Consider the following 16,683-nt stretch of genomic DNA (forward strand, 5'->3'; position numbering starts at 1 on the left):
TGCCTACGCCAGATGCTGATCGAAAAAGCCTTTCAGCTTGTCGAACGGGATGAGGTCGACACGGTCATATAGATCGACGTGGCCGGCTCCCTTGACCCAGACCAGTTCCTTTGGCTCGGACGCCCGGTTGTAAGCATCCTTGCTGAATTCCTTCGAATGGGCTTGGTCTCCGGAAATGAACAGCATCGGGCGCGAGATCGTCTCGATGTCGTTGAACGGATAGAAATTCATGAATTTGACGCTGCTGCTCAGGGTCGGCTTGGTCGTCGTCTCCCTTGCCACGCCTTCAGGCGTGAATTCACCGCGAGGCGTCCGGTAAAAGTCATAGAACTCACGCTGGATTGGATCCGTATCAGCCGCCAGTTCCAGTGTGGTGCCACCGATGTACTGGATATTGGAGCCATCTGCCTCGGCCCAGCGCTGTTCTGCGGCAGTAGCGATGAACTGCTTACGCTGCTCGACTGTTTGCGATTTGTTCAATGCATCTCGAAAAGCAGCGCCCATGTCGTACATGCTGACGGTCGCGACCGCCTTGATGCGAGGATCGATCTTGGCCGCACTGATAACGAAGCTTCCACTGCCGCAGACACCGATGGCGCCGATATTGGTGCGATCAACGAAGGCATGCGAGCCAAGGAAATCGACGCTGGCGCTGAAGGCTTCGGCATAGGCTTCCGGAGAAACCAGATTGCGCGATTGTCCTTCGCTTTCGCCCCAGAAAGGCAGATCGATGGACATCGCGACAAAACCCTGTTCGGCCATCTTGGTGGCATAAAGATTCGCGCTCTGTTCCTTGACCGCACCCATTGGGTGGCCCACGATGATCGCCGGGTTCTTCGACGCCTGGTCGAGGTTCTTGGGTAGGAAAAGATTGCCGGCGACATTTGTCTGATACTGGGTTTTGAATGTGACCTTCTGCAGGGTCACCTTATCACTGGTGTAGAAATTGGAGGCACCGTTGGACATGTCTTGAGCCTTTGCAATTGTTGCGTCGAAAATGGACATCGCCCCGAGGGCAGCGACGCCAGCGCTTGTCATCTTGAGTAGGCCGCGGCGGTCGATGGCGGTTTTCTGCGTTCTCGTGTCGTCTTGATCTTGATTGATCATTTGCTTGTGTCCTTGAATGGTGATGAGCTGGATTTCACTTGGGTGCATTGCTTGGAATAACCGCCGTGACGGTTTAGGGGCGTGTCGAGAAACGCGATGCAGCGATGGAGAGCAGGAACGAACCAACAAGCAGCCCTGCTGCGAAGAGGAAAGCGGTCGACCAGCCGTAGCCATCAAACAGCACGCCGCCGATCGAAGCGCCCAGCGTAATGGCAAGCTGGATGGTTGCGACTTGCAGCCCACCGCCTGCCTCCGCATCGTCAGGCATGGTGCGGCTGAGCCAGGTGCCCCAGCCGACGGGAGCGGCCGTGCTGAACAGGCCCCAGCCGATGAGAAGAATGGCCGTCAGGACGGGAGACGATCCGAACGTGATCAGTCCCACGGCAAAGATCGCCATGATGAGAGGGATCGTGCCCAGAATGAGGAAGAGGTGTTTGTGCAGCAGTTGGCTGACGATCGTGGTTCCGGCGACGCCTGCCGCACCCATCAAAAGAAGCAGGAGCGAGAGCGTCGATATCGAGACCGCGGTGACGGTTTCGAGAAATGGGCGCAGATATGTAAACAGGGCGAATTGACCCATGAACAGCAACAGGATCGCGATCATACCGATGGCAACCTGAGGCCGGGTGAGCAGCCTGAAAACATTCGACGAACCCTCGTGGCGGCGGGGCGGAAGCGACGGCAGGCTAATCCACTGCCAAACCAGTGCCACAAGTGCCAGAGGGACGACGGTAAAGAATGCGCCGCGCCAGCCGATATAGCTCCCGAGCAAACTTCCCAGCGGCGCGGATATCGTTGCTGCAATCGCATTGCCTGCGTTTAGCATGGCAAGGCCCTTGGGGACGGAATCCTCCGGTACCAGCCGCATGACGATCGAGGTCGACATCGACCAGAACCCGCCGATGGCGACACCGAGCATAGCGCGCCCAACCATCAGGACGGTATAGTTAGGAGCGACCGTCACGATCGCTCCCGAGAGCACCAGCATCAACGAAAACGCGGCGAGAACTATCCGCCTGTCGAACCTGCGCACCAGTCCCGCGACGAAAATGCTGGTTAAGACGGCAAACACCCCGGAGATCGAGATGGCCTGGCCGGCACGACCTTCCGTCACGCCCAGTTCGTTTGCAATCGGTGAGAGGAGGCTCACTGGCATGAACTCAGAGGCAATCAAAACGGCCACGCACAAGGCCATTGAAAAGACGGCTCCCCAGGCTGCTTTGAGTTCATGCGACGTCTGTGCCACCGGGGTTGCAGCGCCATTGTCACCGTTGTCGAAGTCGGATGATGTTAAAGCTTGATGTGTCATGGCGCCACTATATGCCGGGCGCAATATTAAGATTAGCCATTGCAATTCGCTTGGACTTATCGACTTATGACATCAATCAATGACGGCAGAGGCCACCATGAAGCGGGAAGATCTTAATGACATGCTGTGGTTTCTGGCAGTCGCAGAGGAGCGAAGCTTTACCAAAGCGGCGGCGAAACTTGGTACCTCGCAATCAACGATCAGCCACACAATCAAAAAACTTGAAGCTCGGATGGGTCTTCGCCTTCTGACGCGGACAACGCGCAATGTCGCTCCGACGGAAGCCGGTGAGAGATTGATTAGATCACTGGCACCGCGCATCGAGGAAATCGAAACCGAGATCGATGCTCTGATGGAGATCCGGGACAAACCATCTGGTTCGGTCAGGATAACACTCTCCGATCATGCACTTGAGAGCGTCGTGTGGCCTAAACTGCGATCCGTGCTGCACGAGTTTCCCGACATCAAGGTCGAGCTGAACAGTGATAATGGGTTTCGGAATATCGTTGAAGAGAAGTTCGATGCAGGCGTCCGCTTGGGTGAAAGCTTGGACAAGGACATGATCGCTGTTCGCATCGGCCCAGACTGGCGGTTGGTTGCAGTCGCGTCTCCCCGGTATCTGGAGACCCGGACAACGCCCTCGACGCCGCAAGAACTGGTGGGTCACGATTGCATCAATCACCGGCAATCGCGAGCGGGTGGGCTTTATGCATGGGAGTTCGAAAAGGACGGCAGAGAAGTCCGGGTCCGTGTTGAGGGGCAACTGACGTTCAATTCGTCATACGCGATGATTGATGCAGCAGTTGCCGGATATGGCATCGCCTATGTGCCAGAAAGTCTCGTTGAAAAAGAGCGGGCATCGGGACAATTGATACAAATCCTTGATGACTGGTCTCCGATGTTTACAGGATACTACCTATTCTATCCAAGCAGGCGGCAGAACTCACCTGCATTCAAGGTTGTCGTTGATGCTTTGAGGGCTTGAATTTTCAATCACCCCGAATTGTCGAGCCCAAAATGCCGTGCCGTTTACCTCGAGTTGCCGTCTGTGAATGTAAAGACTTCGACAGGTGAAAGCAGATTGCGAATCGGATGGACCCCAAGGCTCGTCAGGGCGAGGTGACGGCCTGCCTGACGTGCCGTCGCTTCACAAATCAGACAATCGGTTTTTGTCGTTTTGTTCAACTCTTGAAGCCTCTGTGCCAGATTTACCGCATCTCCGTATACCGTGTACGTCTGACGATCGTCAGCGCCTATTGTTCCGGCAGCTACCAGCCCTGTGGCAATTCCGATCCGAATGCTGATCTCAAGCCCGTCGAACTGCTGATCTCGCGTAGCTTTCAAAATGTTCCGGGATGCGGCGAGTGCGCGCTCGGCGTGATCTGAAACGGGAAGCGGCGCATTAAAGGATATTAGCACCGCATCCCCGATGTAATTCACCACGACCCCACCATTTTGGTCGGTGATATCAGTGACGGCGCTGAAGAAAGCGTTCAGACAACTGACGAGTCTCAGAGGCGGCAACCCCTCGGAAAGGCTGGTAAATCCCTTGATGTCGACGAAAAGAAGCGTTGCCAGCCTGGTCTGGGGAACCAAATGTCCTTCATCGAGGAGCTCGCGAAGGACGGACGCTGGAACGTACCGGCCAAAGATCTTTTGAACGCGCCGCTCACTCGCTCTGGCCTCGGCGTGATCGCTTACAACCCGTCTTGCTCTGTGAACCGCCAGCGCCGCAATGGCGGTGACCAGAAGGACAATCAGCATTTCCTGAACCCTTGACGCTAGGCCAAGAAAATCTGGGTTGAGCACGGTGTTTAGATAAACATCCCGCGTTGGGGAAATGGGAAGGCTGGCATAGGTGATAACTTGCGCCATTCCGGACATGATCCACCATGTTGCGAAGAGAAGTCCGCCTGCTGCCCACGCTCCCGTCCACAGAACGAGCGGAGGTGAAAGCGTAAGAACGGCGGCGGCAACGACGAGATAGTAGTGCTGCACCGAGCTTGTCAGGAACACGAGGTTCTGTGGTATTTCGCCGCCGCTGCTCAAGGGTACGAATGCGAGCAAGACAGTCACGGACGATGCATCGAAGGCGAAGAGCGCAAATCTGGCAGGCTTCTCGTAGCGCGTGCGGATCGCCGCAAGCGACGTCAGGCCTGCGAGGGCAAAGAGCGTGGTTATGCCGAAGATTCCCAGATTGATGGGGTAATAGTAGCTGAGCAAGAAACTGATCGCGAGCGCCATAACGGCCACGGTGCGGCCTAACACGGCGATCCTGAAGCCCGCACGTTCGGCCTTTCGCAGCGCATCTGCGGTCGTTTTGGATAGGTCTAATGCGGCTTTTTCAATCATTTTCTTCCAGTGGGCCATTCCTGTCTCAAACCGAGGCGGGCGACAAGCTGGGATAGGACAGGATTAATTTTCAGGCTTGTCGAACCGTATCGCACTATATGTCAGCCGATCATCCAGGATTAGTCCGAGAACGCGGCATGCACTTATGGATTTCCAACATCAATGGTGCACCGATCAGGTCGGACATTTATGTCCAGAGCCGATAAGTCCAAGTGGATAAAGTCACCTAATCATTTTCCGATGCGCCATTACTTTGTACTCTGGCGTGGTTTCTCCGCGCCCGACACAACATAAAGCGAAGCGGAGCCGACGATGCAAAGCCCTATTCAACTTGAAATTTCACGTCGAAACCTGCTCATATCCTCAGCCGCAACAGTTGCAGTGACAGGTGTGGCCGGGGACGCGATTGCACAGTCGCCACATGAGGAAGGAAAACTGGCATCTAAGGTTTCCCTGACCGTCAATGGTGAGAGCAGGACACTCGACGTCGACAACCGGACGACGCTGCTCGACGCGCTGCGCGAGCACCTTCATCTCACAGGAACGAAGAAGGGGTGCGACCATGGGCAATGCGGTGCTTGCACCGTCATGGTAGACGGCCGCCGTATCAACGCGTGCCTGACGCTGACTGTCATGCATGAGGGTGACAACGTCGTCACGATCGAGGGGCTCGGAAAACCCGATGAGCTGCATCCCATGCAGGCAGCATTCATCAAGCATGACGGTTTCCAGTGCGGGTATTGCACCCCTGGGCAGATCTGTTCCTCCGTAGCCCTGCTCGAAGAGTTTAAGGCCAATATTCCAAGCCACGTCACGAGTAATCTGACCGCCCAGGCGAGCATCACACCTGAAGAAATCCGCGAGCGAATGAGCGGTAACATCTGTAGGTGCGGCGCCTATTCCAACATCATCGACGCGATTGCCGAAGCTGCGGGGATAAAAGTATGAGAGCCTTTACATACGAGCGCGCAACATCCATCGACATCGCCGTCAAGGCCGCGGTCTCAAATCCAGACGCCAAGTTCATCGCAGGTGGTACGAACCTGCTCGATCTGATGAAGCTTGAGATCGAGGCACCAACGCATCTAATCGACGTCAACGGTCTCGGCCTCGACAAGATCGAAGCCACGCCTGAAGGCGGCCTGCGCATCGGTGCGCTGGTACGCAACACCGAGCTTGCTGCGCACGAAACGGTCCGTCGCGATTACGGGGTTCTGTCGCGGGCTCTTCTGGCCGGGGCATCAGGACAACTACGCAACAAGGCAACCACTGCCGGCAATCTGCTACAACGCACCCGCTGTCCATATTTTTACGATACCAACCAGCCATGCAACAAGCGCCAGCCGGGCAGCGGTTGTTCAGCCATGGGCGGTTTTAGTCGCCTCCATGCCATCGTTGGCACCAGTGATACCTGCATCGCGACCCATCCAAGCGACATGGCAATCGCCATGCGGGTTCTCGACGCGGTCGTGGAAACCGTCAAGCCGGATGGCAGTCAAAATGTCATACCCATCGCTGAACTCCACCGACTACCTGACGAAACGCCGCATATAGAGACCAGTCTGGAGCGGGGCGAATTCATCACCGCCGTCATCCTTCCCAAGCCGCTTGGTGGACAACATATCTACCGCAAGGTCCGCGACCGAGCATCATACGCTTTTGCCATCATTTCGGTTGGCGCCGTAATCCAGCCAGACGGTACAGGGCGTGTTGCAATTGGGGGCGTTGCCCACAAGCCATGGCGCATCGACGAGGCAGATGCCGAGCTGCCGAAGGGAGCTTCGCCAACATCGTCCGTGCTTTTTGCGGATGCAAAACCGACCGAACATAATCGCTTCAAGGTTAAACTGGTCGAACGCGCTTTGAGTGCGGTCATTGCCCAAGCAAGGAGCTAACCATGCAGTTCGATAAACCAGCAGGCACCAATCCGATTGACCAGTTGAAGGTTGTCGGCAAGCCAATTCTTCGTATCGATGGGCAACTGAAAACGACCGGTAAGGCCATATACGCATATGAATGGCACGATCCGGAAACGCGCTACGCATACGGCTATCCTGTCGGTTCGGCGATAGCCAAGGGTTCGATCAAGTCCATCGATACGACCATTGCTCAAAAGGCGCTGGGCGTCATCGCAGTGGTCACTGCCCTTGATGTCGGTGAGCGAACGAAGGGTAAGTTCAACACGGTGAGGCTCTTTGGCGGTCGTCAGATACAGCATTTTCATCAGGCGATCGCGATCGTCGTAGCCGAAACGTTCGAGCAGGCTCGTGCGGCAGCGGCTCTCGTTAAGGTCGATTACAGCGAGGAACAAGGAAGCTTCGAGCTGGGCAAGGTCATGGACTCGGCGATCAAACCAGAAACAGGGGATCCCGATTCCACTGCCGGCGACTTCGACGTTGCTTTCATGGCGGCGGCTGTGACCTGCGAAGAGACCTACACCACGCCTGATCAGTCCCACGCCATGATGGAGCCACATGCGTCCATCGCTGCCTGGGATGGTGAAGATCTGTCGCTTTGGACGTCGAGCCAGATGATCGACTGGTGGCGCTCCGACCTTGCGACGACGCTCAATATCGATAAGGAGAGGATCCACCTGATGTCGCCATTCATTGGCGGCGGTTTTGGCGGCAAGCTGTTCCTGCGCGCAGATGCGGTACTCGCAGCCTTTGGTGCAAAGGCTGCCAGACGGCCGGTCAAGGTTGCATTGCCGCGCCCGTTCGTCATCAACAATACGACCCATCGTCCGGCTACCATCCAGCGCGTCCGCATCGGTGCACAGAGCGATGGACGAATAACAGCCATCGGGCATGAGAGCTGGTCTGGTGATCAGGCTGGCGGGCAGCTAGAGGCGGCCGTGCTGCAGACACGGCTGCTTTATGCCGGCGAAAACCGAATGACCGCGATGCGGTTGGCAACCCTCGATCTGCCGGAGGGCAATGCCATGCGAGCACCAGGTGAAGCGCCAGGTCTTATGGCTCTTGAGGTTGCGATGGATGAAATGGCGGAAAAGCTCGGTATCGATCCGATCGAGTTCAGGATCATCAATGACACGCAGGTCGATCCGGAAAATCCCGAGCGGCCTTTTTCCCATCGCGATCTTGTCGGCTGTCTCAAGCTTGGTGCCGAGCGGTTTGGCTGGGATAGACGGCGCGCATCCGGATCGAGGCGTGAAGGCAACTGGCTGATTGGTATGGGTGTTGCCGCTGCCTTTCGCAACAATATGGTACTGCCGTCTGGTGCAAGAGTCCGGCTGGACAACAGGGGTATTGTGACGGTCGAAACCGATATGACCGATATTGGAACGGGCAGTTACACCATCATTGCACAGACCGCAGCCGAGATGATGGGCGTCACCATCGACAAGGTCGGTGTGCAACTGGGTGACTCCCGCTTTCCCGTGTCGGCTGGTTCTGGTGGACAGTTTGGTGCCAACTCTTCGACGTCCGGTGTCTACGCCGCATGCGTGAAGCTGCGCGACGCCATTGTGCAGAAACTCGGTTTGAACGCTAAAGACGTGGTCTTCGAAAATGGTCAGGTTTGGTCAGCCAGCCGGTCAGTGTCGCTTGCCGAGGCTGCTGGTTCCGAGGGCCTTGTGGCAGAGGATACGATGCAGTGGGGCAATCTTACCGAGACGCATCAGCAATCGACATTTGGCGCGCATTTTGTCGAAGTAGGCGTGGATGTCGCAACGGGCGAGACCAGGATCCGCCGTATGCTGGCGGTCTGTGCTGCCGGGCGAATCCTCAATCCGGTCACTGCCCGCAGCCAGGTCATCGGTGCGATGACCATGGGCGTGGGCGGAGCGCTGTCGGAAGAGCTTGCAGTTGATACGCGCTGCGGCTTCTTCGTCAACCATGATCTTGCCGGTTACGAAGTCGCTGTTCACGCCGACGTACCTCACCAGGAGGTGATCTTCATGGACGAGACCGATCCGATGTCCTCGCCGATGAAGGCGAAGGGTATCGGCGAACTCGGCCTGTGTGGCGTCTCGGCAGCGATTGCAAACGCCATCTATAATGCAAGTGGCGTCAGGGTTCGCCATTATCCGATCACGCTCGACAAGCTGCTCGATGGCCTTCCGGATGTCGCGTAACGCATCTTACGGCAGGTCTCGAGGGCCTGCCGTCTTCCCTGAAGAGGATATTTTCGGTGATCGATGTTTTCAGGAAATTGCTTCCAACCCCCGTGAGGGCCATGTCGAGTGACGATCCTCGCGACATTCTTCAGTTCGCCGTCAAAGCGTACCGGGAAGGTCCCGTTGCGCTTGTCACACTCGTTGACATTCGAGGGGGAGCAGCTCGCACGCTTGGATCGCAAGTGGTGGTGACGGCAGATGGTCGTTTCTCCGGTTATGTGTCAGGCGGCTGTGTCGAAGCGGCAGTTGCCGCCGAAGCACTTTTAGCCATGGAGACGCAATCTGACCGCATGGTGTCCTTCGGCGACGGTTCCCCGTTCCTCGATATCGTGCTGCCGTGCGGTGGTGGCATCACGGTCGCCATTCATGTGTTGCGATCGGTCGATATTATCGAGCATGTGCTTCAAAGCCTGGCGCAGCGCAAATCTGCGGGATTGAAATACGAGCCCGAACGACAGACACTGACCTCCATTGAACCGCCTGAACGTGCAGGAGTGAAAGATGGGAACGTCTATCTTGTCTATCGACCAGTCACCCGCGTCATTATTTCTGGGCAAGAGAACGAGACGGAAAGCGTTCGGAAACTCGCGGTCGCTTCTGGCTATGATGTAATTCCACCTGAGCAAAGTGAATGCTCGACTGAGTTGAATGAGCAGATAGATGCATACACCGCAGTGATTCTCCTCCATCACGACCTCGATCAAGAGAGGAAAGTTTCAGATATCGCCCTTCAATCTTCAGCGTTTTACATCGGCACCTTGGGCAGCCTGAATACACATCGCCGACGCATCGAGGGCCTTTCAAGATCTGGATACATTGCCAGTGAGATTGATCGCATTACTGCGCCTATTGGCATATTCGGGCCAGCTCGAGACGCAGCTACCCTCGGACTTTCGATCCTGGCCGACATTGCAGCCAGGCGTTTGAAAACATATCCATGAGCGCGTAGATCGGCCCTCGAGAACAGGCTTGAGTATCAGCTCCTGTGATCTGTGCCTTGTGTTGAAGGTTGTTGGGTCAGAGCGGTTTCACCACATCGTGCGTTCTAATGGCGCCATTTGGCTCCTTGGACGAATGATAACATGGATGCTCAGGTACAATGTCGCTGCAAGAACACCCAGTCTCGGCACGCTGGTCCCGCCGGGAGAACGAAATGGCAATAAAAACGTAAGGAAATTATCGCTTTAACTCGTGGCTCTCTCAAGTTTCAGAGATCGAGTGCAAAGGTTCGATTCCCATCAAGGCGAGGAGTAACAGAACGATCGTCTCTCCAGGCCGCCATCCACGACTGCTGCATGTCCCGTTCAACCGACGCGTTTTTGGTTCCCACTGAACATGCCGCCATGAAATACCTCGGCTTTAGGGTCGAACGCGAACAGGACGACATCTGAACCCGCTCTGGCAGTGAGCTGATGATCCAACGAGCGCGTAAACGCGCTTTCGCCAGTTGTGATCGTGACATCGCCGAAATCTATCGCCCCGTCGAAGACATAGAGCAAAAAAGCCGTCCGGGGATCGGCCGCGGCGGGCAGGCTCAGCTGGGTGCCCTCCGAAACGCGCGCATCAAACACCTGGATGTCAGACCGCACGGTCAGCGGCGCCTGCTTTGGCCCGGCAATCAATCGCCACTCGTTTTCACTGCTCGCATCAATGAAATCATGAAACTGCACCATCGGCTCAAGATCGCGAGCGTTCGGCCGCAGGAAGATCTGCAGCGCTCGAACCGAACTGTTGCCAAGCATCAGCTCTTCGTGCTGGAAGGTGTGGCCGGCATTCATCATCATGAAGTGCGTCTTGTCGAGTGTCTTCCCGTTTCCGACCGTATCGCGGTGAAGCATCTCGCCGCCGCGTATATAGGTCAGGATCTCGTCGTCCTTGTGGGGGTGCATGCCGATGAGGTGACCGGGTTGCACTTGGGCGCGATCGATCCTGCCGATGGGACCGATCCCGCTATCATCGGCCGTTAGGGAGAGGCCCGGATACAGGATTTCGACGCCGAAACCTTGGACGAAGTTACCGCGCATGCGGCCGGCGGGGATTTTGGTGATCGTCATTGGAGTTTTTCCTTCCGTTTCGGGCGCGGACGATTGTCGCCCGCGCCGATGAACACAATATCGTTCCGACATCAGTGATAGTTCAGGATGCCGACAAGCTTCTGACCAAGCGGGCTCGTCCAGTCGACGGCAAGTTCGGAGATGATCTGATCGACGGTGGTGATGATGGCTCCGGCCTTTTCCATGCGACGGAGAGCAAGGTCGTCGCCGTACTTGGTGTAGGAGGCGGAAGCATCAGCCGAGACCTGAACCTCGTAGCCTTCGTCGAGCATCTGCAGGACCGGGAAGGTGACGCAGATTTCCGTTGTCACGCCGGCGACGAACAGCTTCTTGCGGCCGGTCGCCTTGACCGCCTGGTTGAAGCCGTCGTGGTGCATTGCGTTGACGATGCCGGGGCGCTTGATACGGGCGTCAAAGGCTTCGGGCAGGATTTCCTTGAGTTCCGGAAGCAGCGGTCCCTGAATCTGGTCTTCCATGCTGGATGTTAGGATGGTCGGGATGTTGGCGGCCTTAGCGATGCGGGCGAGCTTCAGCGCGTTCTGCTTGACCAGGTTGATATCGTGCGAGTGGGTCCAGGCCATCGTGCCGATCTGATGGTCGATCAGCAGCATGGCGGAATTTTCGGGGGTGAATACTTGGCTGTGCATTGTCGTGTTCCTTTTCCTTGTCGGCGGCGGGTTGATGAAGTTCGTTTCGATCCGCTCGATGACTGGAATTTAGCGTTGCGATTGTTGGCACGGTAGCTCTATGCTTTGCCACTCTGTAGAACGTAAAATGGAACGCAAGAATGATCAGCTTCGAGGACATGCAAACCTTCGTTGAGGTTGCAGACGGCGGTGGGATCACGGTCGCTGCGCGGCGTCTCGGACTGCCAAAGTCGATCGTTAGCCGGCGGCTCGTCCGACTCGAAAGCGAGCTCAACGTTCAGCTTCTAGCACGCACGACTAGAGGTGCATCCCTCACCGAAGCTGGTGTCTCCTTCCGCGAACACGCCGCCCGTATGTGCCTGGAGATGGACGTCGCCCGTGAAGAGATGCTGCCGACCGGAGAGCTGCGTGGCCGATTGCGCGTAGCGGTTCCTTCATCCTTCGGTCCCGGACACTTCGCGCCGGCGCTGGCCAAGCTTGCCCGCCTCCACCCGCTTCTGCAGCTTCACGCGCACTACAGCGACCGGTACGTTGATCTGGTGGCGGAAGGGTTCGATTGCGGGATACGGGTCGGCTACCTGCAGGACTCGAACCTGACGGCGCGTAAGATCGGCGCATTTGCGGCGGGGTTGTTCGCTAATCCAGACTACCTGCGTGCCCACGGCGTGCCGAAGAAGCCCTCGGACCTGCTTGAACACCAGGCCATCCTTCAAGGGACCGAAAGCTGGAAGGTATCGGATGGTAGCCGGACGGTCGTCGTGAACGGGCAGGGAAGGTTCAAGGCGGATAGCGCCGTGGGTATCGCCGAAGGGACAGCAGCCGGGCTCGGGGTTGCTGCGTTGCCAGTGGTAATCGCGCAAAGCTACGTGACTGCGGGCACGTTGGTGCCGATCATGGCGGAATACAGCCTGCCGGAGATCGGCGTATACATCGTGCGACCGCCGGGATCACACGTCTCGCGTAAGGTCAGAGTGCTGATCGATTTCTTTGTAGAGCGCTTCTCGGCGAGCGCCAGACGAGACGCGACCTAGCGCTGCGCCTCGCTCCTCCGCTCCTGAAACGCGACACCCCAGTCTCGCATGGCGATTAACACAGGCGCGAGTGTCTGGCCGAACGGTGTGAGCGAATACTCCACGCGCGGCGGGACTTCAGCGAAAACTTCGCGGTCGACAATTCCGTCAGCTTCAAGCTCCCGGAGCTGCATCGTCAACGATCGCTGGCTTGGATCGCCGACTAGGCGGCGCAGCTCGCCAAACCGGCGTGGCCCGTCCAGCAGCCGGTAAATGATCATGGGCTTCCACTTGCCGCCGGTGACATCGACGGTGGTCTCGACGGGACACTTCTGGCCAAGGCTCATCCTGGTCTCCAATGGTGTACTTTGTATCCCTATAGGCAGAACTGTTGCCTACTTGCAAGATCGCCTGTGCCCAGCCTAGTTGGAGCGAGTTGACTTGAGGTGTGTCATGCGCGCTGCGTTTTACAAGAAACAAGAAGCTGCGAGAGAGGTACTTGTTGTCGCCGACTTGCCCGATCTACAGCCCCGCGCCGGCGAGGTCAGGGTGAGGGTAGCTGCCTCGGGTATCAATCCTTCCGACATCAAGACAAGAATCGGCTTCGGCGGCAAGGCCATGCCATTCGGACGGATCGTGCCACATCAGGACGGCGCGGGCGTGATCGACGCCGTCGGCCCCGGCGTTGCTGATACGCGGATCGGCGAGAGGGTCTGGATCTACATGGCGCAATGGGGCCGTGCGTTTGGGACTGCGGCAGAATACGTCGTCGTGCCGTCGGCGCAGGCCGTCAGGCTGGCCGACAACGTGTCCCTTGAGATCGGAGCATCGCTCGGCGTTCCCGCGATGACGGCGCATCGCGGCCTGTTTGCCGACGGTGACCTCCGCGGCAAACGCGTTCTGGTGCAGGGTGGCGCCGGCGCGGTCGGCAACGCGGCGATCCTGCTTGCGAAATGGGCGGGGGCGTGGGTGGCGGCGACGGTGAGCCGCGAGGTGCAGGCAGAGGTGGCGCGAGCGGCTGGGGCCGATCTTGTGCTCAACCGGCACGAGGAGGACGTCCCGCATGCCATACGATCGGCGACGGGCGGCCACGGCGTCGATCGTATCGTGGATGTCGATATCTCCGCCAATATCGAAGTGGCAATCTTGTGTCTCGCCCGCGACGGCATCGTCTCGGCCTATTCGACGGAAACACCGGAGGCTAAGCTTACAATACCGTTTTTCCCGGCACTGCTGGGAGGCTTCTCTTTCCGTTTCGTCTACGTGTACACCATGCCGGAGGCTGCGATGCGTCGGGCAACCGAGGAGATTTCGGCCTGCGCCGCGTCGGGGGCATACGTTCCGCAGATCGCGAAAACATATGCCCTTGATGCAGTGGCCGATGCACACGAGTTCCAGGAGAGCGGCAAGGCTGTCGGCAAGATTCTGGTCCGCTTGTGAAGCGCGTGACGCGCGAAGTTCACGCTCCCCGCGTCACGCCTATGATCACGCGATGATAGCCTTTGGTTCCATAAACGCGTCGAGGCCGAACACGCCGTATTCACGACCGATTCCTGACTGCTTGAAGCCGCCAAAGGGCGCGAGGGGCTCGTGGGGCGCCCCGTTTATGACAACGCGACCGCTGTCCAGTCGATCCGCAAGCCGCTGCATGCGCGCGGCGTCGGTGCCATGCAGATAGGCCTGGAGGCCGTATGGGGTGTCGTTTGCGATGGACAAGGCTTCGTCCTCGTCGCCATAGGCGATGACCGACAGGACCGGACCGAAGATCTCCTCGCGCGCGATCCTCATCTGGTTGTCCACGCCGAAAAAGATCGTCGGCTTCGTAAACCAGCCGCGATCCAGACCAGCGGGGCGGCCTGGTCCACCCGTCAGGAGACGAGCGCCTTCCTGCGTTCCCAGCTCGATGTAGGACTGGACTCGGTCGTACTGCTTGCGGCTCACCATTGGTCCGATCATCGCGTCCGGATCGCTAGGCGCTCCCACCTTGAATGTTTCGATCTCCTTCTTCAGCCTGACCAGGACGTCGTCGAGCCGATGGTTCGGAACCAGAATGCGGGTACCGGCAATGCAGGCCTGGCCACTATTGATGAAGCCCATCCGCAAGACGCCGGGGATGACAACATCTAGATCGGCGTCATCGAGAATGATGTTCGGACCCTTGCCGCCAAGCTCCAGCGTAACACGTTTGAAGGTATCCGCCGCGTTGCGCAGGATTTCCCGGCCGACTGCGGTTGAGCCCGTGAAGGTCACTTTTGCGATATCGGGATGCCGGCTGAGTTCCGCGCCGACGACATTGCCATAGCCATTGATGATGTTGAACACGCCCTTTGGCAGGCCGGCGTCATGTAGGCACTCGGTCAGGATCTGCGTCTGGATCGCGCTCATCTCGCTTGGCTTTATGACGATGGTCGAACCAGCGGCGATGGCGGTTGCGAGCTTCGAGGTGATGAAGCCGATATTGCTGTTCCAGGGGGTGATTGCCGCGGCGACACCAGACGGCTGCATGACGACGCGGGCCTGGCCCATTTGGCGCTCAAATTCGTAGTCCTCCAGAACGGACGCCATGGTAAGAAAGCTCGAAGCAGCGTGGGGGATGGCGAACCGTGTGAAGGTCTGCGGAGCGCCGTATTCGAGCGCCATCGCTTCGGTAAGATCTGAGACGCGCGCGGCGACTGCGGCGTTCAATCGCTGAAGCATGTCGATGCGCTCGGCCTTCGACGTGCGTGAGAATGCTGGGAAGGCGCGTTTTGCCGCGGCGATGGCTTCTTGTGCGTCTTCTACGCCGGCAAGCCGGACCGTGCCGATCTTCTCTTCCGTGGACGGATTATGGAGATCGGCCATCTCGGCGCCCTTCGGCGTAACGAACTGACCCTCGATATAGATCTTGTCGATGTTGCGCATTTGAAACTCCTTTTCGACTGTCAGGCTTATCTGGCATTTCTTTATTGTCCTGATAAGGTCGCGAAAAGCGCTCAACCTGATAAAGGATTACGGACAATGATGCGTGGCTCGATCGCCGAACTCGAGGCAGTCCTTGCGGTGTCTTCCAGAGGCGGGTTTCGGGCCGCGGCCCGCGAGCTTGGGGTCTCGTCGTCGTCGCTCAGCCAGCAGATCGCCGCGCTGGAGGCACGCATGGGAGTCAGATTGTTCAATCGCTCCACGCGAAGTGTCGTCCTTTCTGCCGCGGGCGAACAGTTCGTGGCGAGCGTCGGTCCGGCGCTGGAGGCCATTCGCAACGCCGTCGAGCATGTCGACGAGCATCGCGCCGAGGCCACCGGTACCCTGCGCATCAACACGTCGGTGGGTGCGACCCGGATGATCCTGACGCCGCTGATCCTTGAATACATGCGTAGAAACCCGCAGATGGCGGTGGAGATTGTCACGGAAGGCGCGCTGGTCGATGTCAATGCCAAGGGTTTTGACGGGGGGATCAGGATTCGGGAAGCGGTTCCCCCCGACATGGTCATCGTTCCGATCGGCGACAGCGTCCGTCCGGCCATCGTCGGTTCGGTCGAATATTTCCGCCAGCATGGAAAGCCGCAGGTCCCGGCAGATCTTCAGAACCACGAGTGCATCCGTGCTCGTATGGCGAGCGGAACACTCTATCGCTGGGAGTTCGAAAAGCGAGGAGAGAGCTTCACGCTCGACGTTCCTGGCAAGCTCACGCTCGACGACAGCGACCTGATGCTCCGGGCGGCCCGGGACGGAGCCGGACTTTCCTATCTGAATGAATGGCAGGTATCAGAGGACGTCGCGGCTGGAAGGCTGGAGCAGGTTCTTGCCGACTGGACCCCGCCCTATCCGGGGCTCTGCCTTTATTATCCCGGACGACGAAATATCCCCGCCAAATTGCGGCGGTTCGTCGACCTCATCAGGGAGGTTCGACACGGCAGCCCCGTTGAGAGCCCGTCTCAGGACTGAGGAATCTCTCGCCAACTCTGCGGTAACCAGTAGGTTTTAGCAGCCCATCCATCGATCCCACCACGCGGATCGGTTCCAAGCACTGTTGCACACAGCGTAACGGTGCACTGTCAAAGATGAGTATTCAGCACGCTGATCGCCCGTTGCA

Annotated in this window: 15 protein-coding genes; 8 read left to right on the forward strand and 7 right to left on the reverse strand. The window is 57.9% G+C overall.

Annotated elements, in window-relative coordinates:
* Window positions 1-3 precede the first annotated feature (3 nt).
* Both AC07U5_RS22295 and AC07U5_RS22300 read right to left on the reverse strand, forming a co-directional pair.
* Entirely contained in the window at window positions 4-1,281 is a 1,278-nt protein-coding gene (locus tag AC07U5_RS22295; RefSeq protein WP_494724339.1) for an alpha/beta hydrolase, read from the reverse strand.
* Window positions 1,181-2,302, reverse strand: a complete 1,122-nt coding sequence (locus AC07U5_RS22300) for an MFS transporter (RefSeq protein WP_376782027.1) — start codon at window positions 2,300-2,302, stop codon at window positions 1,181-1,183. The genes AC07U5_RS22295 and AC07U5_RS22300 overlap by 101 nt, the downstream gene beginning before the upstream one ends.
* Before the next feature lie 211 nt (window positions 2,303-2,513).
* On the opposite strand from AC07U5_RS22300, the gene AC07U5_RS22305 reads away from it, so the two are divergent.
* Entirely contained in the window at window positions 2,514-3,401 is an 888-nt protein-coding gene (locus AC07U5_RS22305; RefSeq protein WP_062597768.1) for a LysR family transcriptional regulator, read from the forward strand.
* Between the two features lie 44 nt (window positions 3,402-3,445).
* On the opposite strand, the gene AC07U5_RS22310 is transcribed toward AC07U5_RS22305, so the two are convergent.
* Window positions 3,446-4,768 carry an adenylate/guanylate cyclase domain-containing protein gene (locus tag AC07U5_RS22310; RefSeq protein WP_062597804.1) on the reverse strand — a complete coding sequence of 441 codons (1,323 nt, stop codon included), beginning with the start codon at window positions 4,766-4,768 and terminating at the stop codon, window positions 3,446-3,448.
* Between the two features lie 312 nt (window positions 4,769-5,080).
* Here AC07U5_RS22310 and paoA point away from each other — a divergent pair, with 312 nt between their 5' ends.
* The 4 genes from paoA to AC07U5_RS22330 all read left to right on the forward strand — a co-directional run bounded on the left by paoA (window position 5,081) and on the right by AC07U5_RS22330 (window position 9,844).
* The gene (gene paoA, locus AC07U5_RS22315; RefSeq protein ID WP_062597803.1) at window positions 5,081-5,716 is read left to right on the forward strand and encodes an aldehyde dehydrogenase iron-sulfur subunit PaoA; all 636 of its coding nucleotides are present in this window, start codon (window positions 5,081-5,083) and stop codon (window positions 5,714-5,716) included.
* On the forward strand, window positions 5,713-6,663 hold the full coding sequence (locus tag AC07U5_RS22320) for an FAD binding domain-containing protein (RefSeq protein WP_042615730.1): 951 nt from the start codon (window positions 5,713-5,715) through the stop codon (window positions 6,661-6,663). Before paoA ends, AC07U5_RS22320 begins: the two co-directional genes overlap by 4 nt.
* 2 nt (window positions 6,664-6,665) lie before the next feature.
* The gene (gene paoC, locus AC07U5_RS22325) at window positions 6,666-8,861 is read left to right on the forward strand and encodes an aldehyde oxidoreductase molybdenum-binding subunit PaoC (protein WP_312930905.1); all 2,196 of its coding nucleotides are present in this window, start codon (window positions 6,666-6,668) and stop codon (window positions 8,859-8,861) included.
* A 101-nt stretch (window positions 8,862-8,962) separates the two neighbouring features.
* Window positions 8,963-9,844: an XdhC family protein gene (locus AC07U5_RS22330; RefSeq protein ID WP_313557576.1), complete on the forward strand. Its 882-nt coding sequence runs from the start codon at window positions 8,963-8,965 to the stop codon at window positions 9,842-9,844.
* Window positions 9,845-10,207: 363 nt separating this feature from the next.
* Here the strand turns inward: AC07U5_RS22330 and AC07U5_RS22335 are convergent, their stop codons facing one another.
* Entirely contained in the window at window positions 10,208-10,957 is a 750-nt protein-coding gene (locus tag AC07U5_RS22335) for a pirin family protein (RefSeq protein WP_312930932.1), read from the reverse strand.
* Window positions 10,958-11,028: 71 nt separating this feature from the next.
* Window positions 11,029-11,604: an isochorismatase family protein gene (locus AC07U5_RS22340; protein ID WP_062594212.1), complete on the reverse strand. Its 576-nt coding sequence runs from the start codon at window positions 11,602-11,604 to the stop codon at window positions 11,029-11,031.
* Between the two features lie 140 nt (window positions 11,605-11,744).
* Here AC07U5_RS22340 and AC07U5_RS22345 point away from each other — a divergent pair, with 140 nt between their 5' ends.
* A complete protein-coding gene (locus AC07U5_RS22345; protein ID WP_312930933.1) occupies window positions 11,745-12,635 on the forward strand; it encodes a LysR family transcriptional regulator in 891 nt (296 codons plus the stop codon).
* Here AC07U5_RS22345 and AC07U5_RS22350 read toward each other — a convergent pair.
* A complete protein-coding gene (locus AC07U5_RS22350) occupies window positions 12,632-12,961 on the reverse strand; it encodes a winged helix-turn-helix transcriptional regulator (RefSeq protein ID WP_312930934.1) in 330 nt (109 codons plus the stop codon). The genes AC07U5_RS22345 and AC07U5_RS22350 overlap by 4 nt on opposite strands.
* A 106-nt stretch (window positions 12,962-13,067) precedes the next feature.
* Here AC07U5_RS22350 and AC07U5_RS22355 point away from each other — a divergent pair, with 106 nt between their 5' ends.
* On the forward strand, window positions 13,068-14,054 hold the full coding sequence (locus tag AC07U5_RS22355; protein ID WP_313558542.1) for an NADPH:quinone reductase: 987 nt from the start codon (window positions 13,068-13,070) through the stop codon (window positions 14,052-14,054).
* A 45-nt stretch (window positions 14,055-14,099) separates the two neighbouring features.
* Here AC07U5_RS22355 and AC07U5_RS22360 read toward each other — a convergent pair whose 3' ends face one another.
* Window positions 14,100-15,515 (reverse strand): aldehyde dehydrogenase family protein, encoded by a 1,416-nt coding sequence (locus AC07U5_RS22360; RefSeq protein ID WP_312930936.1) that lies wholly within the window; start codon window positions 15,513-15,515, stop codon window positions 14,100-14,102.
* A gap of 99 nt (window positions 15,516-15,614) precedes the next feature.
* On the opposite strand from AC07U5_RS22360, the gene AC07U5_RS22365 reads away from it, so the two are divergent.
* Window positions 15,615-16,535: a LysR family transcriptional regulator gene (locus AC07U5_RS22365; protein ID WP_200943862.1), complete on the forward strand. Its 921-nt coding sequence runs from the start codon at window positions 15,615-15,617 to the stop codon at window positions 16,533-16,535.
* The last annotated feature ends 148 nt before the right edge of the window (window positions 16,536-16,683 follow it).

The sequence above is a fragment of the Agrobacterium sp. GW821-FHT02D03 genome (assembly GCF_059421725.1).